Source organism: Bradyrhizobium sp. WYCCWR 12699 (genome assembly GCF_032144035.1).
GTDB lineage: Bacteria > Pseudomonadota > Alphaproteobacteria > Rhizobiales > Xanthobacteraceae > Bradyrhizobium.
The window spans coordinates 391,590-417,073 of record NZ_JAVTJN010000001.1 but is presented as its reverse complement, the minus strand read 5'-3'; the positions used below and the strand labels follow the sequence as shown (position 1 = coordinate 417,073).

The 25,484-nt window shown below is 65.3% G+C and carries 19 protein-coding genes and 1 pseudogene; 5 read left to right on the top strand and 15 right to left on the bottom strand.

The genetic code is table 11. The annotated features are described in order from the left end of the window. Positions 1-396 precede the first annotated feature (396 nt). The 4 genes from RPS27_RS01965 to RPS27_RS01950 all read right to left on the bottom strand — a co-directional run bounded on the left by RPS27_RS01965 (position 397) and on the right by RPS27_RS01950 (position 4,691). Positions 397-2,043, bottom strand: coding sequence for a GMC family oxidoreductase (locus RPS27_RS01965; protein ID WP_212067205.1), 1,647 nt, complete (start codon positions 2,041-2,043; stop codon positions 397-399). 16 nt (positions 2,044-2,059) lie between these two features. After that, complete coding sequence (locus tag RPS27_RS01960) at positions 2,060-2,653, bottom strand: GNAT family N-acetyltransferase (RefSeq protein ID WP_212067424.1); 594 nt, start codon at positions 2,651-2,653, stop codon at positions 2,060-2,062. A 139-nt stretch (positions 2,654-2,792) separates the two neighbouring features. Further along, the gene (locus RPS27_RS01955; RefSeq protein ID WP_212067206.1) at positions 2,793-3,719 is read right to left on the bottom strand and encodes an SMP-30/gluconolactonase/LRE family protein; all 927 of its coding nucleotides are present in this window, start codon (positions 3,717-3,719) and stop codon (positions 2,793-2,795) included. Positions 3,720-3,857: 138 nt separating this feature from the next. Further along, entirely contained in the window at positions 3,858-4,691 is an 834-nt protein-coding gene (locus RPS27_RS01950; RefSeq protein WP_212067207.1) for an AraC family transcriptional regulator, read from the bottom strand. Between the two features lie 169 nt (positions 4,692-4,860). Here RPS27_RS01950 and RPS27_RS01945 point away from each other — a divergent pair, with 169 nt between their 5' ends. Continuing rightward, complete coding sequence (locus tag RPS27_RS01945; RefSeq protein ID WP_212067208.1) at positions 4,861-5,964, top strand: mandelate racemase/muconate lactonizing enzyme family protein; 1,104 nt, start codon at positions 4,861-4,863, stop codon at positions 5,962-5,964. 9 nt (positions 5,965-5,973) lie between these two features. Here RPS27_RS01945 and RPS27_RS01940 read toward each other — a convergent pair whose 3' ends face one another. Next, the gene (locus RPS27_RS01940) at positions 5,974-6,345 is read right to left on the bottom strand and encodes a hypothetical protein (protein ID WP_212067209.1); all 372 of its coding nucleotides are present in this window, start codon (positions 6,343-6,345) and stop codon (positions 5,974-5,976) included. A gap of 183 nt (positions 6,346-6,528) precedes the next feature. On the opposite strand from RPS27_RS01940, the gene RPS27_RS01935 reads away from it, so the two are divergent. After that, positions 6,529-6,753 carry a hypothetical protein gene (locus tag RPS27_RS01935; RefSeq protein WP_028138161.1) on the top strand — a complete coding sequence of 75 codons (225 nt, stop codon included), beginning with the start codon at positions 6,529-6,531 and terminating at the stop codon, positions 6,751-6,753. Between the two features lie 280 nt (positions 6,754-7,033). Here RPS27_RS01935 and RPS27_RS01930 read toward each other — a convergent pair whose 3' ends face one another. Then, positions 7,034-7,690, bottom strand: a complete 657-nt coding sequence (locus RPS27_RS01930) for a glutathione S-transferase family protein (RefSeq protein WP_212067210.1) — start codon at positions 7,688-7,690, stop codon at positions 7,034-7,036. 159 nt (positions 7,691-7,849) lie between these two features. Here RPS27_RS01930 and RPS27_RS01925 point away from each other — a divergent pair, with 159 nt between their 5' ends. Continuing rightward, entirely contained in the window at positions 7,850-9,073 is a 1,224-nt protein-coding gene (locus RPS27_RS01925) for a polyhydroxyalkanoate depolymerase (protein ID WP_212067211.1), read from the top strand. A 3-nt stretch (positions 9,074-9,076) separates the two neighbouring features. Here RPS27_RS01925 and RPS27_RS01920 read toward each other — a convergent pair whose 3' ends face one another. The 8 genes from RPS27_RS01920 to RPS27_RS01885 form a co-directional block, all read right to left on the bottom strand. Further along, positions 9,077-12,451 (bottom strand): adenylate/guanylate cyclase domain-containing protein, encoded by a 3,375-nt coding sequence (locus RPS27_RS01920; RefSeq protein ID WP_212067212.1) that lies wholly within the window; start codon positions 12,449-12,451, stop codon positions 9,077-9,079. Positions 12,452-12,767: 316 nt separating this feature from the next. Beyond that, positions 12,768-13,283, bottom strand: a complete 516-nt coding sequence (locus RPS27_RS01915) for a hypothetical protein (RefSeq protein WP_194404027.1) — start codon at positions 13,281-13,283, stop codon at positions 12,768-12,770. 341 nt (positions 13,284-13,624) lie between these two features. Further along, positions 13,625-15,493, bottom strand: a complete 1,869-nt coding sequence (locus RPS27_RS01910) for an ABC transporter ATP-binding protein (protein WP_212067213.1) — start codon at positions 15,491-15,493, stop codon at positions 13,625-13,627. 9 nt (positions 15,494-15,502) lie between these two features. Next, positions 15,503-16,429, bottom strand: a complete 927-nt coding sequence (locus RPS27_RS01905; protein WP_212067214.1) for a glyoxylate/hydroxypyruvate reductase A — start codon at positions 16,427-16,429, stop codon at positions 15,503-15,505. Positions 16,430-16,436: 7 nt separating this feature from the next. Then, positions 16,437-17,765, bottom strand: coding sequence for an NAD(P)/FAD-dependent oxidoreductase (locus RPS27_RS01900; RefSeq protein WP_212067215.1), 1,329 nt, complete (start codon positions 17,763-17,765; stop codon positions 16,437-16,439). A 40-nt stretch (positions 17,766-17,805) separates the two neighbouring features. Next, positions 17,806-18,681 (bottom strand): ABC transporter permease, encoded by an 876-nt coding sequence (locus RPS27_RS01895; protein WP_194404031.1) that lies wholly within the window; start codon positions 18,679-18,681, stop codon positions 17,806-17,808. Between the two features lie 4 nt (positions 18,682-18,685). Continuing rightward, positions 18,686-19,636 (bottom strand): ABC transporter permease, encoded by a 951-nt coding sequence (locus RPS27_RS01890; protein ID WP_211416212.1) that lies wholly within the window; start codon positions 19,634-19,636, stop codon positions 18,686-18,688. Positions 19,637-19,663: 27 nt separating this feature from the next. Beyond that, positions 19,664-21,355, bottom strand: coding sequence for a peptide ABC transporter substrate-binding protein (locus tag RPS27_RS01885; protein WP_211416211.1), 1,692 nt, complete (start codon positions 21,353-21,355; stop codon positions 19,664-19,666). 214 nt (positions 21,356-21,569) lie between these two features. Between RPS27_RS01885 and RPS27_RS01880 the strand changes: the two genes are divergently transcribed. Continuing rightward, complete coding sequence (locus RPS27_RS01880; RefSeq protein WP_211416210.1) at positions 21,570-22,202, top strand: cupin domain-containing protein; 633 nt, start codon at positions 21,570-21,572, stop codon at positions 22,200-22,202. A 128-nt stretch (positions 22,203-22,330) separates the two neighbouring features. Continuing rightward, positions 22,331-24,198 (top strand): annotated as a pseudogene (locus RPS27_RS01875) (ATP-binding protein). 102 nt (positions 24,199-24,300) lie between these two features. Here RPS27_RS01875 and RPS27_RS01870 read toward each other — a convergent pair. Next, positions 24,301-25,326, bottom strand: a complete 1,026-nt coding sequence (locus RPS27_RS01870; RefSeq protein ID WP_212067216.1) for an AraC family transcriptional regulator — start codon at positions 25,324-25,326, stop codon at positions 24,301-24,303. Between the last annotated feature and the right edge of the window lie 158 nt (positions 25,327-25,484).

Genomic DNA, 25,484 nt, shown 5'->3' with positions numbered 1-25,484 from the left:
GTGCAACTGTTCAGGTTGATAGATGGAACGGGCGGGAGACCGAGCCGGCTCACGGCGTCAAGCGCCAAGGACCCAACGGCTTCCCGCCCACTCCACCATGACAGAATTTCGATACACAGGGACCCACGCCGCACGGATGGCGCGGAGACATGGGCCCCGGCTCTGCAGCGCACCGTCGAAGTGACGCTGCGCTGCGTCCGGGGCACGACATTCGCGTGTGAGGCAGCGGCATCGCTTCTCCAATTTGCACATTGAATCGCGCAAACACGCCTTCGCAGCCTCGCGGCGCGTCTCAGCCGAGCCTTGCTTGCATTCCTCGCCCTCGGCATCGACAGAAGCGGTGGGTTACGCCAACGACCGCGCTCTGCGCGGCCGCCGGCTAACCACAACGAAGCCTCACGCCACCGCCGCGTCCGGAATCCTTGCCGCTTCCATCGGCGTCTTGCCGCGGATCAGGTCTGAGGCACGATCCGCGATCATCATCGTGGAGGCGTTGAGGTTTGCCGAGATCATGCGCGGCATCACCGAGGCGTCGATGACGCGGAGGCCTTCGAGGCCGTGGACGCGGAGCTGGTCGTCGACCACCGCCCACGTCGAGTCCGCCGGACCCATGCGGCAGGTGCAGCCGGGGTGGAAGGTGGTGGTGCCGCGTTCAGTGGCGGCGGCGAGGAATTCGTCGTCGGTGTTGATGTTGGGGCCGGGGAAATCCTCATAAGCGTAATAGGGCGACAGCGGCGCGCTCTTCAACAAGCGCCGTGCGAGCTTCATGCCGCCGACGATGACGCGGCGGTCGAGCTCGGCGTCGAGGTAGTTGGTCTGGATGATCGGCGGTGCGAACGGATCGTTCGAGCGAATGCGGACATAGCCGCGGCTCTCCGGGCGCTGCTGCCAGGAGGCCACGGTCATGCCGGGCTCGTCCTCGAGCTGGCCCTGCACGCCTTCTTTGTAGCTCGCGGGGGTGAAGGTGAGCTGCAAGTCCGAGCTGTCCGCACTCTCGCCGGAGTGCCAGAAGCAATAGACCATGGTCGGCGACAGCGAGAGCAGGCCGCGGCGCGCGGTTGCCCATTTCAGCGCCTCGATCCACAGCGAGAAGCCGCGGCGAAGCTCGTTGATGGTCTTGATGTCCTTGACCCGCGCCACCGTGCGCGGGGCGTAATGGTCCTGCAGGCCCTCGCCGACCGGCAGCGCGTGACGCACTGCGATGCCGTGTTGCTGCAGCAGATCCGGCGAGCCGATGCCGGAGAGCTGCAGCAGCTGCGGCGAATTGTAGGTGCCGCCGGAGAGGATGACTTCCTTGTTGGCGCGCACCTCCACCGGCGTGCCGCCGCGACCGCCCTTGGTGTAGCGCACGCCGACGGCGCGCTTGCCCTCGAAGATGATCTCGGTGGCATGCGCATGGGTGTGCACATGCACGTTGGGCCGCTTCATCGCGGGCTTGAGGAACGCGGTCGAACCGGAAACGCGCAGGCCCTTGTCGATGGTGCGCTGGCAGTAGGATACGCCTTCCTGTATGGCGCCGTTGTAGTCAGGGTTGCGGGGAATGCCGAGCGAGACCGCGCCTTCCATGAAGGCTTCGCACAGCGGATCGCGCCAGTCCATCGTGGTGACGGTAAGCTTGCCGTCGCGACCGCGGAACGTGTTGTCGCCCTCGCCGACCCGCTTCTCCAGCCGCTTGAAGTAAGGCAGCACGTCGGCATAGCCCCAGCCGCGATTGCCCATCTGCGCCCAGGTGTCGAAATCCATGCGCTGGCCGCGATTGTAGATGTGGCCGTTGATCGAGGACGAGCCGCCGAGCGTCTTGCCGCGCGGCGCGTAGATGCTGCGCCCGCCGGTCCAGGGCCCCGGCTCCTGCTGGTAGGCCCAGTTGATGCTCTTCATGTGGAAGGTCTTGATGAAACCCGCCGGCAGATGGATGTAGGGATGCCAGTCGGACGGCCCGGCCTCCAGCACGCAGACGCTGACGTTCGGGTCTTCGCTGAGCCGGCTGGTGAGGACGCAACCGGCGGAGCCCGCGCCGATGATCACATAATCAAATCTGTCCATGATGCCTCGGCCGCTCCTAGCGCGGCTTGTCGTTGAGTTGATAATTCAAATGCGCCTGCACCGTCGGCCACTCCGCCGCAATGATGCTGTACACCACGGTGTCGCGCAGCGTGCCGTTCGGCGCGACCTGATGGCTGCGCAAAATGCCGTCCTGCTTGGCGCCGAGACGCTCGATGGCGCGGCGGCTCTGGTGGTTGAAGAAGTGGGTGCGGAATTCGACCGCGATGCAGTTCAGCCTCTCGAAGGCATGCCGGAGCAAGAGCAGCTTGCACTGCGTGTTGAGCGGGCCACGCTGCGCGCTCCTGCCATACCAGGTCGAGCCGATCTCGACGCGGCGGTTCGCGGCATCGATATTCATGTAGGTGGTCATGCCGACGATGTTGCCGCCGGCATCGAACACGGTGAACGGCAGCATCGAGCCTGCGGCCTGCAACGCCAGGCGGCGGTCGATTTCCTTGCCCATGTTCTCCGGCAGCGGGATCGCCGTGTACCAGAGCTTTGACAGCTCGCCGTCCTTGACGGCCTCGACCAGAGCCTCGCGATGCTGCTGCGACAGCGGCTCGAGACGGGCGTGCTGTCCACGCAGGGTGACGGGATCGGGCCAGGGCATTTGATCGTTCCTCATGACGTTATTCCGGGGCGGCTCGAAGAGCCGAACCTCAGATGCGCAATTGCGCACCGGAAATCTCGAGATCCCGGGTTCTATGCTCCGCATAGCCCCGGGATGACAATCGCGTTTTACGCGATTGTCACTTGTTCAAAAAATTCAACGGCAATCCGCCGCGCGGCCAGTCCATCGCGACCAGCTCGCCCTTGCCTGACAGCGTGATGTAGGCCGTCTTCAGCTCGGGGCCGCCGAAGGCGATGTTGGTGGTGACGCGGTCGCCGGTCGGGACCTGCTCGACCAGGGTGCCGTCGGGCGCGATCACCGAGATGCAACCGGAGACCAGGGTGGCGACGCAGACATTCCCGCCGGCTTCCACCGCGAGCGAGTCGAACATCTGGTAGCCGCCGAGGCCGCAGATCGGCTTGCCCCGCTCGCCGCGATAGATCACGTCGCGCGGCTTCAGCGTGCCGGGCGCCGAGAGCTCGTAGGCCCAGAGCCGGCCGGTCGGCGTCTCCGCGATGTAGACGGTATTCTCATCCGGCGACAGCCCGATGCCGTTCGCCGGCAGGATGCCGTGCACGATCTCGACGAGCTCGGTCATGCCGGGCTTGAGGTAGTACATGCCACCGACGTCCATCTCGCGCGCGCGGCGCTTGCCGAGATCGGAGAACCAGAGGCCGCCCTGCTTGTCGAACACCAGATCATTCGGCCCGCGCAGATCGTGCGCGCCGCATTTGGTCACGACGGTCTCCACTTTGCCGGATTGCAAATCGACGCGCTGGATCGAACCGCCGAGATAATCGTCGGGCTGCGGGCCCGGCATGATCATGTTGCGGGTCGGGATCCAGGAGAAGCCGCCATTGTTGCAGATGTAGATCTTGCCGTCGGGGCCGAGGGCGGCGCCGTTCGGGCCGCCCGGAATTTTCGCGACGATCTCCTTGCGGCCATCGGGATAGACTCGCGTCAGGCGCTGGCCGCGGATCTCCACCAGCACCACCGAGCCGTCCGGCATCACGACCGGCCCTTCGGGAAATTCGAGGTCGGTGGCGAGAACGCGGACGTTGGACATGTGAGACCCTCCCGGCTGCTTGTTATGACTTGCACGGGATGTCCGGCACGGCCCCACACGCAAGATTTGCCTGCGGTTATGACAAAGTCGCCCGGGCTTGCCAAGCAAGCGGGACGGTATGCCAGCGTTGCGGAAGCTCTATTCCCTCACCGGCAGCCAGATCTCGAAGCCACCATTGCCGGTTGCGGGATCGAAGGCCTCGCCGTAGCGCTCGAAGCTCGGCGCGTCCGCGGCCGCAAGACCGGATGCCGGCAACCACTGATTCCAGATCGTGTTGACGGTGCGGCGGATCGAGGCAACATGATCGGTGTGGGTGAATACCGCATAGCGCTGCTCGGGAATGCGGATGCGACCGAAGCGGCGCGGCAGGCCGGAGAAATCAGCGACCTCGACGCCGGCGATGTAGTCGAAATTGCCGGCATCGTCGCCGTTGCAGCAGACGCCGTAGGCGACGTGACCGACCCGCGCGGGAATGTCGGCGACCTCCTGATGGAAGCGGTGCCACAGGCCCGGGATCATGGCGCCGTTCTCGCAGGAGATGCGCTCGGCGGGACCGGCGACGAGAAAGGCCTTCGCGGTTTGGAAACGCGGCGGGGCTAGATGGTCGAGCATGGTGGAGTCCATGAGGATCGGCTCCTGGAGCTTGAGCTGGCTGACGCATGACGCGGCCCTGACGGCTTCGGGCGTGGTGCCGAACTGGTCGCGGAACGCGCGGGTGAAGGCTTCGTGCGAGCCGTAGTCGGCCTCCAGCGCCAGCGACAGAATGTCGGGCGCGCCATTCGCCAGATTGCGCGCGGCCTCCGTCAACCGGCGGGCGCGCACGTAACGGATCACTGGCAGACCCGTGGCTGCGGCAAACGCACGCACGATGTGGAACCGCGACACGCCCGAGACCGCAGCGATCTCGTCGAGCGTCATCGGCTCGGCCAGATGGCTCTCGATATACCAGAGCGCGCGCTGCGCTGGGTTCATGGCGGGCGTCCTCGTGCGAAGCGCGGTCATGATGCGCGGCATGCCGCCGCGTCGCTTGATCGGCGTTGCTGTCGGCACAGGGAGGATAGTCCGCCAATGGCCACTGGCAACGCCCCGGCATTCGCAGCTACACTCGCCAGAACCGCTCACGAGAAAGGGGAACCGGGTCATGGACATCACCGATGTGCGGGCGCACCATATCCGCATCCCCTATGATGCCGGTGTCGCGAGCTTTCGCCAGGGCGCCTCCGCGATCACAGCCCTCGACATGGTGCTGGTGGAGGTCACGACCGATGCCGGACTGACCGGCTGGGGCGATGCGTTCGCTTACGTCTGCCCGCACACCACGCGCAGCGCGGTCCAGGAGATGATCGCGCCACAGGCGCGCGGGCTGACCGTGCCCGATGCGGCCGGCATTCCCGCTGTCATGGAGCAGATCCAGCGCAATCTGCATCTGTTCGGCCGCTACGGCATCACCATGTTCGCGATCTCGGGGCTCGACATCGCGCTATGGGACCTTGCCGCCAAGATCGAGGGCGTACCGCTGCATCGGCTGCTCGGCGAGACCAGGCGTACGGCGATTCCAGCCTATGCGAGCCTGCTGCGGATTGGCTCGCCCGACAACATCGCGGCCGAATGCCGGAAGGCGCTCGCGCTCGGCTATGGCGCGATCAAGCTGCATGAGACCACGGCGCCGGCGGTGTTCGCCGCGCGCGAGGCGATCGGGCCCGACATTCCGCTGATGGTCGACTTGAACTGTCCTCTGACAGCCGAGCAGGCGATCGCGTTCGCCACCTCATGCCGCGACGCGCGGCCGATGTTCCTGGAGGAGCCGGTATGGCCGCCGGAAGACTTTGCCGCGCTCGCCGAGGTCCGCCGCAAAGGCGGGCTCGACATCGCCGCCGGCGAGAATGCCTGCACGGATTATCAATTCCGCCAGATGATGGAGGCCGGCGCGGTGAGCCACGCCCAGCCGTCCGTGATCAAGGTCGGCGGCATCACGGAGTTCGTGAAGATCGCGGCGCTGGCCGACCAGCTCGGCGTCAAGATCGTGCCGCACTCGCCCTATTTCGGACCCGGCCTGCTCGCGACGCTGCACCTGCTGGCGACCCGCGACGACGGGCTGGTCGAGGTGTTCTATCTCAAGCGCGAGGCCTGCCTCTGGGGCGGCCGCGCGGACAGCGATGCCACCGGCCACGTCGCGGTGCCCACAGGACCGGGGCTCGGCTATGAGCCCGATCGCGGCGTGATGGAGCGCTATCGGGTGGCGTGACCGCCGCGCCTATTTCGCAGCGTCCTTGTTCGTAGCATCCTTGGCCGGCGGCGCGTCCTGCTTCTTCTTCAGATCCTCGGCCGTCTTCGCTTGCGCGGCCTGGAGATCGCCAATCGTCTTCTGCAGGCCGGCAAGGCTCGTTTTCAGCGCGTCGATCTGGCGAGCCGCCGCATCCAGCTTCTGCTGGTGATCGAGATTGAGCTTGGTGATCGTCTTCTGCAGGAAGTCGACATTGCTCTGCAGGCAGGAGGTGCGCCGCTCCATGGTCTTTTCGACCGTACAGATCTCGATGCCGGGCACGTCCTGCGCGTGCACCGGCGCATTCGCCAGTGTTGCGAGCAGCAATATCGCGAAACAAATGCCGGCATCTCGAAGCAGCATGAAAAGTTCCTCGTCAAACGATCACGGCAATGTGCGCTGTTTGCGCACAGCCGGCAAAGGCTACCACACTCGTACCGCATTCTCGCGTTGAGCTTGGGTCCGTTCCCTCGGACGGGGAACGATGATCCGCGCGCGGAAGAAGGGGCGCTCGTTCCGCGGCTTTGTTTAGGGGAGATTTTTGGAATGGCAACGCGCGATAGACGACTGGCGGAATTCGACGGCGCCGGAGAACCACCGCCGGGCCTGGCGCTCGAAGTGCTGTGCGAGGACCACAGCGGAACGTATCAACTGCCGTTCGCCTGCCGCTATGTCGAGGGACGCTGGCAGAACCACGAAGCCGGCATCGCGGTCGAAGCCACCGTCATCGGCTGGCGCCTGCCCCGCGTGAAGCAGCGCGGGGCTGCCTGACGCGGATATCTGTTCCAGAATGCAACGGCGCCGCGCTCCGTCTTTAACCAACGGAACGCGGCTCGAACGAATCACGTCCGAATCAGCCGAATCGCCGTGTACGCAGCTGTTCACGGCTAGATGTCGATGCGGCGGTGCAGGCGCGTACAATATCTGTGCTGCGGGGCGAACGGCATCGACCGCTTACCGGCGCCAAAGGTTAATTCCGGCAAGGGGATAGCTCCTCCGGACGCGTGCAACCGCTGCCGCCCCCGAAACAGGCAAGATGCTGCGTGCCTGCCTAATATTCGACCTCGAGCTCCTCGATCTCGGCCGGCTCTTCCCGCGCCGCGGCGATCCATTCGGCCATCTCGGGCATCGCCATGATGGTGTCGGCATAGGCCTGCAGCAGCGGCTCCAGCTTGACGTCATAGGTGACGAAGCGCGTTACCACGGGCGCGTACATCGCATCCGCCATGGTGCGCTGCGCGCCGAACAGGAAGGGGCCGCCCGACTGCTCCAGGCAATCGCGCCAGATCGACGAGACGCGGTCGATGTCGGCTTGCGCGCGCGACCAGATCTTGAAGCCGGGAAAACGTCCCTTCAGATTCACCGGCAGCGAGGCGCGCAGCGTGGTGAAGCCGGAATGGATTTCGCCCGAGATCGAACGGCAATGGGCGCGCTGCACGCGGTCATCCGGCAGCAGGCCGGCCGCCGGCATCACCTCGTTGAGATATTCGGCGATCGCCAGCGTATCCCAGACGACCGCGCCCTCGTGCCGCAGGCACGGCACCAGGATCGACGACGACAGCAAGAGGATCTCCGCGCGCGCGGACGGATCGTCCGGCGCAGTGACGATCTCGTCGAAATCGAGCCCGGAGAATTTTGCCAGCAACCAGCCGCGCAGCGACCAGGACGAATAGTTCTTGCTGCTGATGGTCAGCGTCGCCTTTGCCATGTGGCCCTTCCCTGATCCCGCCTCTCCGCCGGCGTGCGGATGTGCCCTGCTTGCCGCGAGGTGAGCAGCAAGCGACGTGCCAATTTTGCTTGCGGGCGGTCCACCCCGCCGCTTGGCGTCGTTATTGCATAGCACCGCGGGACGGATGGGCGTTTCAGTATGATGTCGATGTATTATCAGGCCTTTCAGAACCATATGGACCTGACGGCGCCGTGGCGCGCGGGGGCTTCGTCCGCGCTCAAATTCCTCCATCTGGTGCCGCAGGGCATGTCGGACCAGGTGGTCGGCCGTCTCTCGGCCGCGCTGGAGCTGATCTCGCGCTCGACCCTGACTTATCACCGTCCCGCCTACGGCATCGACCGCGTGACGGTGGGCAATCGCGAATTGGCCGTCACCGAGGAGATCGCCTACGCGACGCCGTTCGGCTCGCTGCTGCATTTCAGAAAAGACGGCGCTGGCGAGCAGCCGCGCATGCTGCTGGTGGCGCCGATGTCCGGCCATTTCGCGACCCTCTTGCGCGGCACCGTGCAGACGCTGCTGCAGGACCACGACGTCTACATCACCGACTGGCACAATCCGCGCGACATCCCGCGCAGCGAGGGCCGCTTCGGACTCGACGACTACACCGAGCACCTGATCGACTTCCTGGGGCAACTCGGCCCGCGCCCGCACATGGTCGCGATCTGCCAGCCTTCGGTGTCGGCGCTCGCGGCCGCCGCCATCATGTGCGAGGACAACCATCCCTCGCGCCCGGCGACGCTGACGCTGATGGCAGGTCCCATCGACACGCGCATCCAGCCGACCAGGGTCAACGACTTCGCCAAGAGCAAGCCGATCGAATGGTTCGAGCAGAACCTGATCAACTACGTGCCGGTGCAATGCCGTGGCGCGCTGCGCAAGGTCTATCCCGGCTTCGTGCAGCTCACCGCCTTCGTCTCGATGAATCTCGAGCGCCACATCAAGCAGCATCTCGACCTCGCCAACCACATCGCCAAGGGCGAGAAGGACAAGGCCGCGACCATCAAGACCTTCTACGACGAATATTTCGCGGTGATGGACCTGCCCGCCGAATTCTACATCGAGACCGTGCGCGACGTGTTCCAGGAGCATCTGCTGCCGCAAGGCAAGTTGATGCATCGCGGTCGCCCCGTGAACACGAAAGCCGTCAGCCGCATGGGGCTGATGACGGTCGAGGGCGAGAAGGACGACATCTGCTCGATCGGCCAGACGCTCGCCGCGCAGGACCTCTGCACCGGCGTGCGCGCCTATCGGCGCGTGCACCACATGCAGGCCGGCGTCGGCCATTACGGCGTGTTCTCAGGCCGGCGCTGGAACAACGAGATCTACCCGCTCTTACGGGATTTCGTGCACGTCAATTCGTGAGCGTCATCCCCTCCCCCAAGACGCCCGGCCAGCGGAAGCGTCACGAGCCTCATCCGCCTGCGTGAGCAGCTCCCTGGCTTCAACCAACTCCGGAAGATTTCGCTCCGCCTCGAATTCAGCGAGCACGGGATCGAGCACCCGGGATATCGCATCCGCTCGGCCATTTGTCTTGTGCAGCCGTGCAAGTTCGAGCGCGCTGCGCAGCTCGAAAGTCCTGGTCTGCTGGTGTCGCGCGATTTCCAGCGCTCGCGCGAGGGCGTCTTCGGCACTGGATTCGTCCGAAGGATCATGGCGCGACAAGAGTTTGCCGCGGACACGATGCAGCTCGGCATCAAGCCAATGCTGGCCGGATTGTGCCGTCCCGGCGATCAATTCGTTCAGGATGTCCAGCCCGGTCTCGACCTGGCCCAGCTCTGCATTCGCAACGGCGACGTGCATCCCCCAGAACGGTTCGCATAGATAGCAATCGTTCTCGCGGAGCAAGGTCCAGCCGTGACGCATGTCCGCCACTCCGGCCATTCGGTCGCCGGCACGCCACTTGGCCAGGCCATTCAGGTAGGTGCCCGCGGCCACGTATAGCGGCATCGTGTGGTCGCGCGCGAGACCGAGCGCCAGGATCGTCTCTGTTTGCTGCAACATGCCCCCGCATACCCCGTCGAACACTGCGCGATGAACCAGCGCATTGGCCTGGGACAGCGCTCGTTTTTCTGCCGGAGCACCCACCGCTTCCGCGGCGAGCCTGCACGCTCGAGCGGTGCTGCCCAGCGGCCAGAGCACCAGGGCAAGAAATCTCATGATCACGAACGGCAGATCCAGCGCCGAAGCCCTGAAGGTCGCGGGATCCGGCTCGGCACCATAGACCGCCAGCGCGCGCTCGAGATACGTTCTCGCATTCAAGTAATCGCCGGCGAACCAGCAGGTGACGCCGCCTGCCCAATGGGCAACGACGGCGGCCACCGGCGAGTCCGGTCGTCGGTCAGCGGCGCTCCTGATGGCGTCCGCCAGCTCCCGCATCGGAGCGAGTTCGCCCTGCGTCAGGCAGGCATTGAAGAGTCCCGAATGCACCGGCGCGAGCTCAACGGGATCATCGATGTCGGCTGCGAACTGGCGCGCACGCGTCCATGCCGCAACCGTTTCAGGAGCACTATGACCGAGGCTGCCCCGGAGCGCACGACCATATGCGATTTGAAGATGCAGCCTGCTCATCATCCGGCGCGGCTCGTCAGGCAACTGATCGGCGATCGCAATGGCCTTGCCGAGATGCGCGATCGCCTCGGAATAGGCCGAGCGTTTCAGTGCCTGTTGGCCCGCCTTGCGCCACCATTCGAGGGCGGCCTCGCTCAGCCCCGCCTCAGTGAAGTGATGCGCCAGGACTTCCGGCTCGGTCTCGGCAACGGCTGGAAAGTTCTCGCGCAGGATCTCGCCAATTCGCGTGTGAAGCACCTGCCGTTTGCTCTTGAGCAGGCTCTCGTAGGCCGCTTCCTGAACGAGGGCGTGCTTGAAACTATAATTTGCTTCGGGCGGAGTCCCACGGCGCAAGAGCAATTCGGCCTCTTCGAGCTGTGCCAGCGCAGCGCTCAGGGTCAGATCATCGCGTCCTGCCACGGTCTTCAGCAGCGCGTACGAAAAGTCGCGGCCGATGGCCGCGCCTATCTGTGCCACCTCCTTGACCGGAGCGAGCCGGTCGAGCCGCGCCATCAGCGAATCCTGCAGCGTCGCAGGGATGGCAAGCGGCGGCAGCGGACTGTTCAGCCGGTAGCGTCCGGCATCCTCGACGAGCAAGCCGGACTCCAGCACCATCTTGGTCAATTCCTCGACGAACAGCGGGATGCCATCGGTCTTGTCGATGATCTGCTCCATCATCTCGCGTGGCAGCTGGCGGCCGACGACCACCTGCTCCACCAGCGCGCGCGTGTCCTGTCGGTCGAGCCGGTCGAGCCGCAACAGACTGACGTTGGCAAGGCCCGACCAGGAGGGCTCGAACTCCGGCCGGGATGTCATGAGCACAAGTATCGGCAGGGCCCTGATCCGATCGACCGCGAGATCGAACAGTTCGAGCGTCGTGGCATCGGCCCAATGCATGTCCTCGCAGATGAGCAGCAGAGGCTGGCCTCGCGCCAATCCCTCAAGCTGATCGAGAAGAGCGGCAAACGTCTGTCTGCGCTGCTGCGCCGGGCTCAAGCCGAGGGGCGGGTAACGGTCGCCAATGGGAATCGAAAGCAGAGCCGCGATCAGCGGGGTTGCTCGGGCGACCTGCTGGGTTCCCAGCGCCAGCATGGCCTCGAGCTTGTCGAGCTTCTGTTCCGGCGTGTCGTGCAAGCGAATTCCGGCGGCGCGATCGAGCTGCGCGACAAAGGGATGAAGTGCGCTGTTGGTGTGATAAGGCGAACACTGATACCGCACCCGACGGTGTGTCCCCAGCGAGGGGCTTTCGGACAATGTTGCCACGATCCGCGACTTGCCGATGCCCGCTTCGCCGGAAATCAAGACGATCTGGCCCAAGCCCTGCCATGCCTCCCGCTGGCGCGAGAGAATGAATTCGATCTCGTCCTTGCGGCCGACAAAGCCGATCGAGCGCGCGGCACGCACCGCCTCGAAGCGGCTCTCCGATGCGCTCGCTCCTTCCACCGCCCAGACCGCGATGGGCTCGCTTATCCCCTTGACCTCGCGCCGGCCGAGATTGCGGAAGGTGAAGAGGTCACCAAGCAGCCGGCGTGTCGATGAAGCAACGACGACCGCCCCCGGCTCCGCCAGACTCTGAAGCCGGGCAGCGAGGTTCGGCGTGTCGCCGATGGTCGCGTGTTCCTCTGACGCATCTCCGCTGATGAGGTCGCCGGCCACCACGAGCCCGGTCGCAATTGCGATCCGAAGTTCAACCCGTTCGCCCGCGCCTGTCTTGAGCTCGCAAATCGCAGCGATGATATCGAGGCCCGCTCGCACTGCGCGCTCCGCATCATCTTCGTGGGCGCGCGGATAGCCGAAGTAGACGAGGATTCCGTCACCGACGAACCTGGCTATCCTGCCGTCGTAAGCGGCGATGACACGCGCGCATGCGACCCGGTAGGCCCGGATCACTTCCCACAGATCCTCGGGATCGAGACGCGCTGAGAGTGCGGTGGATCCGACCAGATCGCAAAACATAACGGTGAGGTGGCGCCGCTCGACGTCGTGAGGAGGAGACGGCGACGCGATCAACGCGGCTGGATCGAGTTCGGCAATGGCACGCAGCATCTTGCGGCGATGACCGAGCAGCACCCCGAGCTTGTCGAAGTCCTCGTCCATCAGTTCGGGGAGGATGCCCACGTCGATGCCATTCTGGGCAAAACGCTCCGCGTATTGCCCAAGCCCCAGCTTCTCGAGCCACTCCGCAATCTGCATGGCTCCCACCGATCTTATGACTGGCAGTTAACAGAATTCTGGACCACGGCCGCGCGGGAGAATATCCCAACGTCGCAATGATGGCACGTCTTGTTTGTTGCGCGAAAATCTAGGTTACTCAGTACCGGTACGGTTTCGATCGGGATACCGCTCGATACGAACGGCTGCGCTACCAAACATCGCTGGCGCGCAGCGTTGGACAGCAGAGGTTGCGATGAATCGTCATCGCTCATTCCAGACCTGAAGCCGAACCAACACTGCGGCTTGCGCTGATGTACGATGTCAAGCGGACGTTTTTTCGTGAGCGCACGTCCCTTCATTGCTCGTTGATGGGCGTTGCGTCGTTGCGAGCCATCGTGCCCGCCGCAACCTGAAGCGAAGAGCCAACCACCCAACAGCCGGCTACAAAGGCGATCAGGCCGTTGGGCAGATTTTGATCAAGGACAAGGATGCTGACGGACAGAGTCGCAGCAATCGCTGCGCCGAATGTTCCGGCTGCACTCATGATCTCGGCCGGCTCGGAACCGTTCCATTCTTCCGAGATGCTCGATCTCGACTTCCGTGCGACATTGCCGGCCAAGTCGATGCCGACATAATAGCTGAGAGCTCCGTAGAGCATTGTTATCAGCACGATCCAGCCGCTTTCAAACAGTCCGCCTTTCTGACGCAACAGGGTCGCACCCACATAGAGGCCGCAAGAGGCTCCAACGGCTGCCAGTCCAATTCTTTCAAGGAGATGGGCCGACTTGATCAGACGGGAACGAGGGATCCGAAGACTGCCGACGTGCCTTGTGAGGGAAAATGCGTTGGAAAATGCGCTGCTTATCTTCATTGGGGGCTCCTTCTGAGTAAGTGGCAGCCTACCGGGCGACCCGAATAGAAGCTGCCAGGACGCGTTTCTCGATGCCCTTGATTCCATTTCTGAAAGATCTGTGCTGAGTGATGGGGCTGGCTTGCTCGTGAGCAAGACGAGGAGCCAACCCAAAGCTGCGAGCACGCGGCTGCGCAGGCATTGCATCTCACCCGTGTTCGTCAATCAGGTCCGGGTGCGGCAATTTCTTGCGGAAGTGGTAGTTCAGAAAGAGTGTGATGGAGTATGAAGCGGTTCACATGCCGCTGTTCCCTGTCGCTCCATCCGCTCACGATTTCCGGAGGACATGTGGAGCTCGCGCCTCAGCCCGACCACTCCGCGCCCCAGACCTGCACGACGTGGCCGGGCGATACTTCACGATACTGCCGCACCGGCGGCTGGTAATCGCGCGCGCGCACCGGGCTTCTGATCTCGTCGTTCGCCAGCTCGCGCCGCGTGCCGCGGCGTGACGGGTCGGGCACCGGTACAGCGGCCATCAGCTTCTTGGTATAGGGATGCTGCGGATTGCCGAACAATGCAGCACGCGGGCCGATCTCCACGATCTCGCCGAGATACATCACCGCGACGCGGTGGCTCATGCGCTCGACCACGGCGATGTCGTGGGAGATGAAGAGATAGGCCAGGCCCATGCTGGCCTGCAGGTCGAGCATGAGGTTGACGACCTGCGCCTTGACCGAGACGTCGAGCGCGGAGACTGCCTCGTCCGCCACGATCAGCTTCGGCCCGAGCGCGAGCGCCCGGGCGATGCAGATACGCTGCCGCTGGCCGCCTGAGAATTCGTGCGGAAAGCGCGCGGCCATGTCGGCGGAAAGACCGACGCGCACGAGGAGGTCGGCGACCTGGTCGCGTGCCTGCGACGCCGTCGCGAGACCATTCGCGAGCAAAGGCGCTGCGATCGCCGTTCCCACCGACATGCGCGGATTGAGGCTCGCGAACGGATCCTGAAAGATGATCTGCATCTGCTTGCGGACGTCGCGCAAGGTGCGGGCATTCATGGCCAGCACATCCTGACCGTCGATCAGCACGGTGCCGCTGTCAGGCTCCGTCAGCTTGAGGATCGAGCGGCCGGTGGTCGATTTGCCGCAACCGGATTCGCCGACCAGCGCCAGGGTCTCGCCGGCCCGCAAGGTAAAGGAGAGGTTCTCGACGGCATGGACGCGGCCCGAGACCTTGCCGAACAGGCCCGAGCGGATCGGAAAGCGCGTGGTGAGGCCTGAGACTTCGAGCAACGGGCGCTCGGCGGCCGAGACGGTGTTGGGCGTCTCCGCCGGCTCGTCCGAGGTGCCCGTCACCTTGTCGACGATCGGAAAGCGCATCGGCCGCGCGCGTCCGTCCATCGAGCCGAGGCGCGGCACCGCGGCGAGCAGTGCGCGCGTATAGGGATGCGATGGCGCTGCGAAGATGCGCGCGGTGGCATCGGTCTCGACCGCCTGCCCGCCATACATCACGACGGTGCGGTCGGCAATCTCGGCGACCACGCCCATGTCGTGGGTGATGAAGAGGATCGACATCCCCTCCTCCTGCTGAAGCTCCTTCAGGAGCTCCAGGATCTGGGCCTGGATGGTGACGTCGAGCGCGGTGGTCGGCTCGTCCGCAATCAGGAGCTTCGGCTTGCAGGCCAGCGCCATCGCGATCATCACGCGCTGGCGCATGCCGCCGGAGAGGCGATGCGGATGCTCGTGGAAGCGCGATTTCGCCGCGGGAATGCGGACGCGATCGAGCAGGCGGATGGTCTCGGCCTCCGCCGCCGCACGCGACAGGCCGCGATGCTGGATCAACGCCTCCGCGATCTGGAAGCCGATGGTGAGCACCGGATTGAGGCTCGTCATCGGCTCCTGGAAGATCATGGCGATGTCGTTGCCACGGATGTCTTTCATGCTCGCGTCCGGCAGCGCCAGCAGATCGCGGCCGGCAAGCATGACCCGCCCCTCGATCCGGCCGATCTCCTTCGGGATGAGCCGCATGATCGACAGCGCAGTGACGCTCTTACCCGAACCGGACTCGCCGACGATCGCCACGGTCTCGCGGGCTGCGACGTCGAAGGAGACGTTGCGGACGACGGGAATCCATCTCCGCTCGAGCATGAAGGAGGTGGTGAGGCCGGAGACCGACAGCACCGGCGCCTGCGCACCGGCGGCGACTTCGTTTGATGCGCTTGCGCCGATGCTCATGAACGTGCCCTAGTAGCCGCGCGTGCGATCGACGAGCCCCGGCAACGCCTCGCCGCGGCGGTGGCGTGCGATGACGTCGAGCACGAAATCGACGGCCGTGTCGGGCGTCGTCATGCTGGCATTGTGCGGCGTCAGCAGGATGCGCGGATGGCTCCAGAACGGATGGCCTGAAGGCAACGGCTCGGGATCGGTGACGTCGAGGACGGCACCGGACAATGCGCCGCTGTCGAGGGCTGCGAGGAAATCGGCCTCGACGAGATGCGGCCCACGTCCGACATTGACCAGCCCCGCCCCGCGCGGCAGGCGTGCGAACAGATCGGCATTGAGGATGCCGCGCGTTTCGTCGGTGAGCGGCAGCAGGCAGATGAGAATGTCAGCCTGCGCAAGGAATTCGGGCAGTGCCTCGCCACCGGCGTAACAGGTCACGCCCTCGATCTCGCGCGGCGAGCGATTCCAGCCAAATAGCGGAAAGCCGAATGCCCTGAGGCGATCGAGCACGGCCTGGCCAAGCTGGCCGAGCCCCATCACGCCGACCCGCCGCCGCTTCGCCGGCGTGATCCGGATCTCGCGCCAGACCTGCTGTTTCTGCTGGCTGATGAAATCGAGGAGATCGCGATGCAAGGCCAGCACGACCATGGTGACATATGCCACCATGGTCTCGGCAATGCCGGGCTCCAGCATCCGGACCAGCGGAATGTGCGTCGGCACTTTCGTGGCGTCGAACTGGTCGACGCCTGCGCCGACCGAGAACACCAGTTCGAGATTGGGGAACGTCGTCGCGATATCGTCTGGCGGCACCCAGGCCACGAGATAGCGGACAGCAGCGGGGTCGCCGATATCGGGCCAGAGCCGGAACGGCACATCGGGTGCGCGCTCGGCGAAGAATGTCGCCCACTCGGCGCCGCGCTCCATGTTGGCCTTGTAGAGAACCGTCATGCCACCCTCAGAACGGGCTGACGGGCGCCAGGCGCCGGCCGTCGATCATGCGCTTGTGGCTGTAGGCGGCGGGATCGACCAGCGGCGTCGCGCCGGTCACGATGTCGGCGGCGAGCTTGCCGGCGGCGGGGCCAATGCCAAAACCATGGCCGGAGAAGCCGGTCGCGAGGAAGAAGCCAGGCAGCGCATCGACCGGCGAGATCACGGGGATGGTGTCGGGCGTGCAGTCGATGGTGCCGCCCCAGGCTTCCGCGATCTCGATGTCCTTCAATTCCGGATTCGCCTTGATCAAGGAGGCCAGTGCGGCATTGACCAGCGACATGTCGGGCGCGGGATCGCGCACGCGCTCGCTCTCGAACGGCGAGGGCTTGTCGAGGCTCCAGCCGGTGCCGCGCACGATCTGGTCGAAGAAGGACTTGCCGAACGAGAGCTTCAGCCCGTTCTTGCGATGCAGATAGGTGGGCCAGAAGGTGCGCGCGTAGCGGAACAGGTCGGGCGACAGCTCGACCGTGCCGCGGTTGCGCAGCGCCAGCGTGAAGCCGCCGTCGAGACGGCGGCGGATGCAGTAGAAGTCGGTGCCGAGCGCGCCCGAGGTGATCTCCGGCGCCGGCGTGGTCCGGCATGCGGTGGCGTTGACGAGACCGATCGGCAGCTCGATGCCGTGACGGCGGCAAAACAGCGACGACCATGCCCCGCCCGACAGCAGCACGGCTTGCGTGCGGATGGTGCCTTTCTCGGTGACGACGGCGCTGACACGGCCGCCTTGCGTCTCCAGCCCGCGCGCCGCGCAGCCCTGATGAATGGTGACGTCATGTTTTCGTGCGGCCGTCGCCAGCGCCGGCACGGCCATCGACGGCTCGGCGCGGCCGTCGCTCGGCGTGTGCAGGCCGCCGACCCATGTGTCGGTATTGCCCGGCATGCGCTCGGCGACCTCGGCCGGCGTCAGCACCGTGGAGTGCACCTGCATCTCGCGTGCGACCGCGGCCCAGCGCTCCCAGCTCGCAAGCTCGTCCTTGCTCTTGGTGAGGAACAGCACGCCGGTGCGGCGGAAGCCGGCATCGACGCCGGCATCGTTCTGCATGTCCTCCCACAGCCGCAGCGCTTCGCGCGCCAGCGGGATTTCCTCGCGCGCGCGGCCCTGCTGGCGACACCAGCCCCAATTGCGGCTCGACTGCTCGCCGCCGACATGGCCCTTCTCAAGAAGCGCGACCGAGAGGCCCTTCTTCGCCAGATGGTAGCCTGCGGACACGCCGATGACGCCACCGCCGATGACGACGACGTCCACCTGCGCGGGCAGGCGTTCATCGCTATTGATTCGGTTCAGCGGCGGGGACATGGGGCACTCCTGGCATTCAGTTCGATTGAGTTCTTGCTCATCATGGGATGTTCATGCGCGGATCGAGCGCATCGCGCAGGCCGTCGCCGAGGAAGTTGAAGCTGGTGACCGCCAGCGTGATGGCGAGGCCCGGCGCGATCGCAAGCCATGGCGCGCTGGTGAGATAAATCTGCGCGTTGTTGAGCATATTGCCCCAGCTCGCGGCCGGCGGCTGGATACCGTAGCCGAGATAGCTGACATAGGATTCCAGCAGGATTGCCTTGGCGACGTTCAGGGTTGCCGCTACCACGATCGGCGCGATCGCATTTGGCACCAGCTCGCGGAACATGATCCGCAGGTTCGACGAGCCGAAGGCGAGCGCCGCAACGGCGAATTCGCGCTCGCGCAGCGACCGCACCTGGGCCTCAACGACGCGCGCCACCGCCATCCAGGCAGTCGCCGCGATCAGCACGGTGGTGGTGACGAGGCCTGGCTCGGTGAGCGCCGCCAGCGCGAGCAGCAGGAAGATGGTCGGAAAGCACAGCACGGCGTCGACGAGCCGCATCAGCACCGCGCCGACCACGCCGCCATAGAAGCCGGCAAAGGCGCCGACGACGATGCCGACCGCCATCGCGATCACCATCGCGACGATGCCGATCGAAAGCGAGACGCGTCCGCCCATCATCAGCCGCGCCAGCACGTCGCGGCCGAGCTCGTCGGTGCCGAGAATGTGCGCGCCCGAGAGCGGAGGCGCGAACCGCTTCATGATGTCGATATAGGTGTCGTCGAACGGCAGCAGGTACGGGCCGAATGCCGCACCGAGCACAAGCACCAGAATGATGACGGCACCGGCGAGCGCCAGGCGATGCCGGCGGAAGCGCCGCCACGCGGCCTGACCGGGCGCGAGCTGGACGGTAGAGAGGGTTGCGGTCGCCATCGCCTTAGCCCACCCGGATGCGCGGATCGACGACGGCATAGAGGATGTCGGCGAGCAACGAGCCGATCAGCACCATGGCCGCCGAGAACATCAGGATGCCCATCACCACGGGATAGTCGCGGTAACCGATCGAATCCAGGAACAGGCGGCCCATGCCGGGCCAGGTGAACACGGTCTCGGCCACCAGCGCGCCGCCGAGCAGCGTCGGGAACTGCAGGCCCGCCACCGTAATCATCGGCAGCAACGCGTTACGCAGCGCGTGCACGGTGAGGATACGCCATTCCGGCAGGCCCTTGGCACGCGCGGTGCGGATGTAGTCCTGGTTGATCACCTCGAGCATGGAGGAGCGCATGAAGCGGCCCCACATCGCGGTCTCGACCAGCGCCAGCACCAGCGCCGGCGCGATCAGATGATGCATGAGGTCGAGGAAGGAGCCGTCGCCGACGGTCTCGCGGTTTCCGGCCGGCAGCCAGCCGAGCTTCACCGAGAAAATGTAGATCGTGACGAGGCCGAACCAGAAGGTCGGGATCGACAGCGCGATCATGGCGCCGACGGTCGCAAGCGTGTCGAACAGCGAATAACGCCGTAGCGCGCCGAGTATGCCGATCCAGCAGCCGAGCAGCACCGCGATGATGGTCGCCGTCGCCATCAGCTCCAGGGTGGCGCCGAGATGCGAGGAGATCACCGACAGCACCGCCTCGCCATCCCGATAGGACTTGCCCCAATCACCCCGCACCATGCGGCCGAACCAGTCGAGATACTGGATCGGCAGCGGACGATCGAGGCCGAGCTGGCTGGTGACGCGATCGAGATCCTCCTGCGTCATCTGCGCGGAGGCCGCGAATTGCGACAGCGGACCGCCGGGCGCCAGATGCAGGATGGCGAAGCCGATTCCCGAGACGATCACGAGCAGCATGATCGCCTGCGCCAGGCGGTTGACGACGTAACGGGCCATCTCAGGCGATCCAGCGTATTGGTCGCATCACGCCCAATACCATTCGCGCATGTTCCAGCTGTTGATCGACATGTTGATGTTGGGACGGAAGCCTTGCAGCCCCTCCTTGATGCCCTCGGCGATGAAGCCCTGGAACAGCGGCAGGATGGCGAGGTCGTTGCGGATCAGCTTTTGCAGCTCGCCATAGGTCGCTTTGCGCTGCACCAGGTCGAATTGCTTGGCGCCTTGAGAAAGCAGCCGGTCGGCCTCCGCGTTCTGATATTGATAGGTGTTGTAGCCGCGGCCGCCCTTGGCGGGAATCGCGCCGGAGCCGAAGCGGGGCGTCACGTCGGGGTCGCTGCCCAGCATGAAGTTCACGCCGACGATCACCGAATTGAACTTCGATTGCTGCCAGAAGTCGCCCCAGATCACCGCAGCCGGCATGTTGTTGACGCGCATCGCAGCGCCGATCGCGCGCCAGTCCTGAATCAGGAGCTGCTGACATTGCTCGCGCACGGCGCTGCCCGCCGTGGTCGAATTGGCGAACTCGAGCTTGACGCCGCCCTTCTCGCGAATGCCGCCGGAGCCACGAACCCAGCCCGCCGCGTCGAGCAGCGCGTTGGCTTTGGCAGGATCATATTTGTGTTGCGGCAGCCCTTGCTCGAACGACCACGCCTGCTGCGGCACAAAACTCTCGGTCTGCGTCGGCAGGCCGTAATAGAGCGCATCGATGATCGCCTGCTTGTTGATACCGAGATAGAGCGCCTCGCGCACGGCGCGGTCGGCGAAGGGCCCGAATTCCAGATTGGGCGCGATATGCTCCACCGAGGAGGTCGAGGAGACGAAGATCTTGCGGCCCTTCAGCGTCTTCGCTTCCTGGACGAAGTTCGGCAGGATGCCCTGCAGGCCGGTGTAGTCGACCTGGCCGGTGCGGAACTGGGTGTAAAGAACGGTAAGGTCCGGAATGTATTTGAAGACGACACGTTCGACGTAAGGTCCCTTGCCGTGATAGCCGGCATGGGCATTCAGCAAGATATGGTCGCCCGGCACGCGCTCGCCCCAGCGGAACGGCCCGGTGCCGACCGGTGCGTTGTGGAACGGCGACGAATTCGGATCGGACACCTTCTCCAGGATGTGCTTGGGCACGATGAAGGTGAACGACGCCAGGATCGACATGTAGGGCGAATAGGGCGCTTCCATCCGCCAGTGGATCTCGTCGGGCGCGACGATGGTGATGTCTTTGACGAGGCTATGGCCGACCCGGCTGCGGGCGCGGAAACCGGGATTGTTGATCAGCTCGAGCGAGAACTTGACGTCCTCCGCCGTGAACGGGGTGCCGTCGTGCCACTTCACGTCATTGCGCAGCTTGATCTTCCAGGTCAGGCCGTCCGCCGACAGACCGCCATTCTCGATGGTCGGGACCTCGCGGGCGAGGTCGGGGACGAACTTGCCGTCGGGCTCGATGAACCAGAGCGGCGAGAACACCTGCCACCAGATGCCCTGATCGACCTCGATGCCCGGCATCAGCGGATGGAAGACGGTCGGCTCTTGCGACAGCGCCGCGATCACCTGTCCGCGCGGCTTGTCCGGCGGATTGGTGGGGCGTTCGGCCTGGGCAAAGGCGCTACCTGACAGCGTCCATCCCGCCGCAGCGCCCGCGCCGAGCTGAAAGAACTGACGGCGATTCGGAATGCCGAGATGCAGTGCCGGGACGCCGAGCTTGCCGGTGTCGTCTGCCATGACCCACTCTCCGTTTCCGCACGCGGCACCGTCTCCCGCGCCCCCGGGACCCCGGCAAAGGGACAGGAGTGGGCTTTAGTGCTTCTAAATTTTTCTGACAAAATTTCATCACGACTAAATACAGCTGTCAATCGCATTGCTAGTATGCGCGACCTTTCCGAGTGAAGCCTCGGCCGATGCGGCCGCGGCTCGAGATGATGCATGGGAGAGCGACATGGATGGTCGGGGCGACACGAATAGCCCGAAGGACACTGCGACGATCGAGGCGGACGATGCGGTCGACCAGCGCCTCGGCGAAACCGTGCGGCTGCTGCGTCAGCGCGCCGGCTACTCGATCCAGGATGTCGCTACCAAGACCGGCCTCTCCACCGGCATGATCAGCCAGCTCGAACGCGCGCGCGCCATGCCGTCCATCCGCACGCTGCGCCTGCTCAGCATCGCGCTCGACGTGCCCATCTCCTATTTCTTCGAGACCAGCGATCCCGTCGAGGCGCCGCGCTACATCGTGCGCAAGAATGCCAGGCGTCTGCTGCGGCTCACCGCCAGCGGCGTGGTCAAGGAAGCCCTCACCCCCGCAGGCAAAGGCCAGCTCGAGCTCTACGAGCTCACGCTCAATCCCGGCGCCTCCTCCGGCACCGACTTCCTGCAGCACACCGGCGAGAAGGCCGGCTACATCCTCTCGGGCAGCCTGCGGCTGTGGCTCGACAACCAGGCCCATGTGCTGGAAGCCGGCGACAGTTTCCGCTTTCCGAGCATCGTGCCGCACATGTTCGACAATCCGACCCAGCAGGCGGCGCGCGTGATCTGGGTGACGACGCTGCAGCAGACCGATTCGCCTGCTGGTTGAGGCCGGCCCAAACCCGCGACCGCCGGAAATTGCCCCTCGACGGCGCCGCATCCAATCTGTAGCTCACATGAAGCGGCCTCCTCGACGCGGCCGCCCCGGTCCGCGGCTGGCGTCCTTGGTGTGAGACCATGAAACTCAGAGGGCTTCTGACACTCGCGATGGTTACACAGGCCATCGTGACGGCCGTAGCCCTGGTCGCCTCCTATGCTCTGACCGGCCCGCGTGAATTCGGCATTCTCCAGCTCGTCGCCCTCCTGGCGAGCGCTGCAATTGCCGTGCTGCTCGTGCGCCTCTGCACCGGCGCAATCGAAAGGTCAGAGCACGCACGCGCCGTCGCGCACTCCGCCGAGCTGGCGCGGGCGCGCAGCGACAGCGCGCAGATGACGCAAGCCGTCATCAAGACTGCCCTCGATGCCTTCATTCAGATCGACGACAGCGGCACCGTGCTGGAGTGGAGCTTCCAGGCCGAGGCCTGACCGGATGGACGCGCCAGGAGGCGCTCGGCGCCGACGTCGTCGACCTCATCGTCGCCAAACCGCTGCGCGCCGCCTTCAGGCAGCGCATGGCGCGGCTGGTGCCGGAATTGTCGGACACCCCGTCCGGCCTGCGCTTCGAGCTGACCTTGATCCACAGGAACGGCGACCGGATCCTGGCGGAAGCCTCCAGCACGGTGTTGCGGCTGGGCGGACGCGCCGTCGTCAACACTTTCGCCAGGGACATCACCCAGAAGCGCGCGGCCGAGGAGCAGCTCGTGCAGTCCCAGAAGATGGAGGCGGTCGGGCAGCTCACCGGCGGCATCGCGCACGAATTCAACAACATGCTCACGGTGATCACGGGCACGATCGAGATCCTTGCCGATGCCGTCAAAGACAACCCGCCGCTTGCGACCATCACCAAGCTGATCAGCGAAGCCGCCGACCGCGGCGCGGCGCTGACGTCGAGCCTGTTGTCCTTTGCTCGCAAGCAGGCGCTGCAGCCGGCCGACATCGACGTCAACGAGCTCCTGGAAGAGCTGGCAAAGCTGCTGCTGGCAACCTTCGACAAGAAGATCGAGATCGTCACCCGGCTCGACCGCAACGTCTGGCTCGCCTTCGCCGACCGTGGCCAGCTGAGCTCGGCGCTGCTCAACCTCGCGATCAACGCCCGCGACGCCATGCTGGACGGCGGCAGGCTGACGCTGACGACGCGCAACGTCGTGTTCGGCGTGCGCGAGGCCGTGGCGGTCGGCGCCGGCTATGCGGGAGATTATGTCGAGATCGAGATTGCCGACACAGGCACTGGCATTCCGCAAGCCATCCTGGAGAGGATCTTCGATCCGTTCTTCTCCACCAAGGAGGTCGGCAAGGGCACGGGCCTCGGGCTCAGCATGGTGTTCGGCTTCATCAAGCAGTCCGGCGGCGGCATCAAGGTCGCCTCCGAAGAAGGGCGCGGCACGGTCTTCACGATCTATCTGCCGAAGGCGGAGGCGAGCGCGCTGCGCCCTACCGGGTATGACGACCGCAAGATCGTCGGCGGCAAGGAAACCGTGCTCTGCGTCGAGGACGACCGCGATGTCCGCCACTACGTCACGGTCCAGCTCGAGAGCCTCGGCTACACGGTCATCCCGGCCGCCAATGCGACCGAGGCCCTCGCGATTGCGGCGGAAGGCAAGCCGTTCGACCTGCTCTTCACCGACATCGTGATGGCCGGCGGCATGAACGGACGCGAGCTCGCCGAGCAGATGGCGGCGGCGCGTCCCTCCTTGCGGATCCTGTTCACCTCCGGCTATGCCTACGACTCCCTGCATACCCAGGGCCGCGCCACGATGGGCGCCCCGCTGCTGCGAAAGCCCTACCGCAAGGCGGAGCTCGCACGCATGCTGCGCCGCTGCCTCGACACGGCGGTCGATTCCGCCGGCGACGCGATCCCGACGCCCTACTCGGTGCAGGCCGACGTCGAGGCTTTTCTGCGCAAGCAGGCGGCGGAGGACAGCGGCGCGAGGAGGCCGCGGAAATAGCGATCTCGTGCCGAGTGCAAATGCGCGTTGTTTGAACCGCTGCTGGCCGCGGGGTTCACCTCGCCCGCAGGGAGAGGTGAACAACGACCGCCCGAGCGCCTCTCAGCTCATCCTTCGCCGTAGCGTCGCCGACGGCGTCTCGCCGAATTTCTCGCGGTAGGCGCCGGCCATGCGGCCGAGATGGGTGAAGCCGAGATCGAAGGCGATGTCGGTGACGGAGGCATCAGCCGATCCTTGTGCGAGCCGGGCGTGCAGAGCGGCGAGGCGCATGTCGAGCAGCATCTGCGAGATCGACGCGCCGAAGTGGCGGCGGAAACCGAGCTGCAGCGCGCGGATGCCGATGCCGGAGACGCAGGCGAGCTGCGCGAGGTCGAGCGGCTCGCCGGCATTATCCGCAAGATGATCGCGCGCGGCACAAAGCGCGCGCGGCAGCCGCTCGGCCCGGCCGGAGAAAGTTCGTATCGCATCCGACAGGCCATGCCGTTGGCCATTGAGCAGACGATCGAGCAGCAGCTCGCGCCAATCGGCCATCGCGACCGCTGACAGCCTGCCGGTGGGACCGAGGCGCTCGGCGAGCAGCATCAGCTCGGCGAGGCTGGTTCGCAGGCGCCGCCCCGACGGCGCATCGAGATCGATCACCGGATCGAACTCGACCGTGCCCGAAGCCCTGCCGGACAGCGCCGCGGCGCGCTGTTCCACCATGTGGCGGTCGAGCAGCAGGATCGCCTGCGCGCAGTCGCGCCACATCATCCGCGTCGGGATCGTCGGCGACAGCAGCGACGCCGTCCGCTCCGGCGCGGCTTCGAGCTCGGTGATGCCGGCGCGGATGTGGGCTGTGCCCGTGAGCGGGATCTGCACCAAGAAGAAACGCTCGAGGCAGCCGGGATCGATGCCGACCGATCCGCCATAAGCGACGTAGTTGATGGAAAAGCCGTCGAAAGTCGCACAATTGTGCCGGGCCGAGAAGCCGGACGCGCGCGCCTGGGCCGGCTTGAGGTCGTGCGGGCAGAAGATGCGCCCGATCTCCTCGGCCGCTTCGTCGACATCGTCAGTGGTGACGCGGGCGAAATCCGCGAGCCGTTCGGCTGCGGATGCCCTTGCGCTCATTTCCAGCACGGCTGCGGACATCTCGACCACACTTCGCGTCGCGGAATTGCTTTAAGCTTATAACAACTCCACCGGGCCGAGAAGGGCCACGCCCGCAAAATCGTCGTGCTGCACGGCAGCAACCATCGCCGGATTCGTTTAGCGGATAGACAGCCGCCCCACTGTTGACTGAAGCTCCA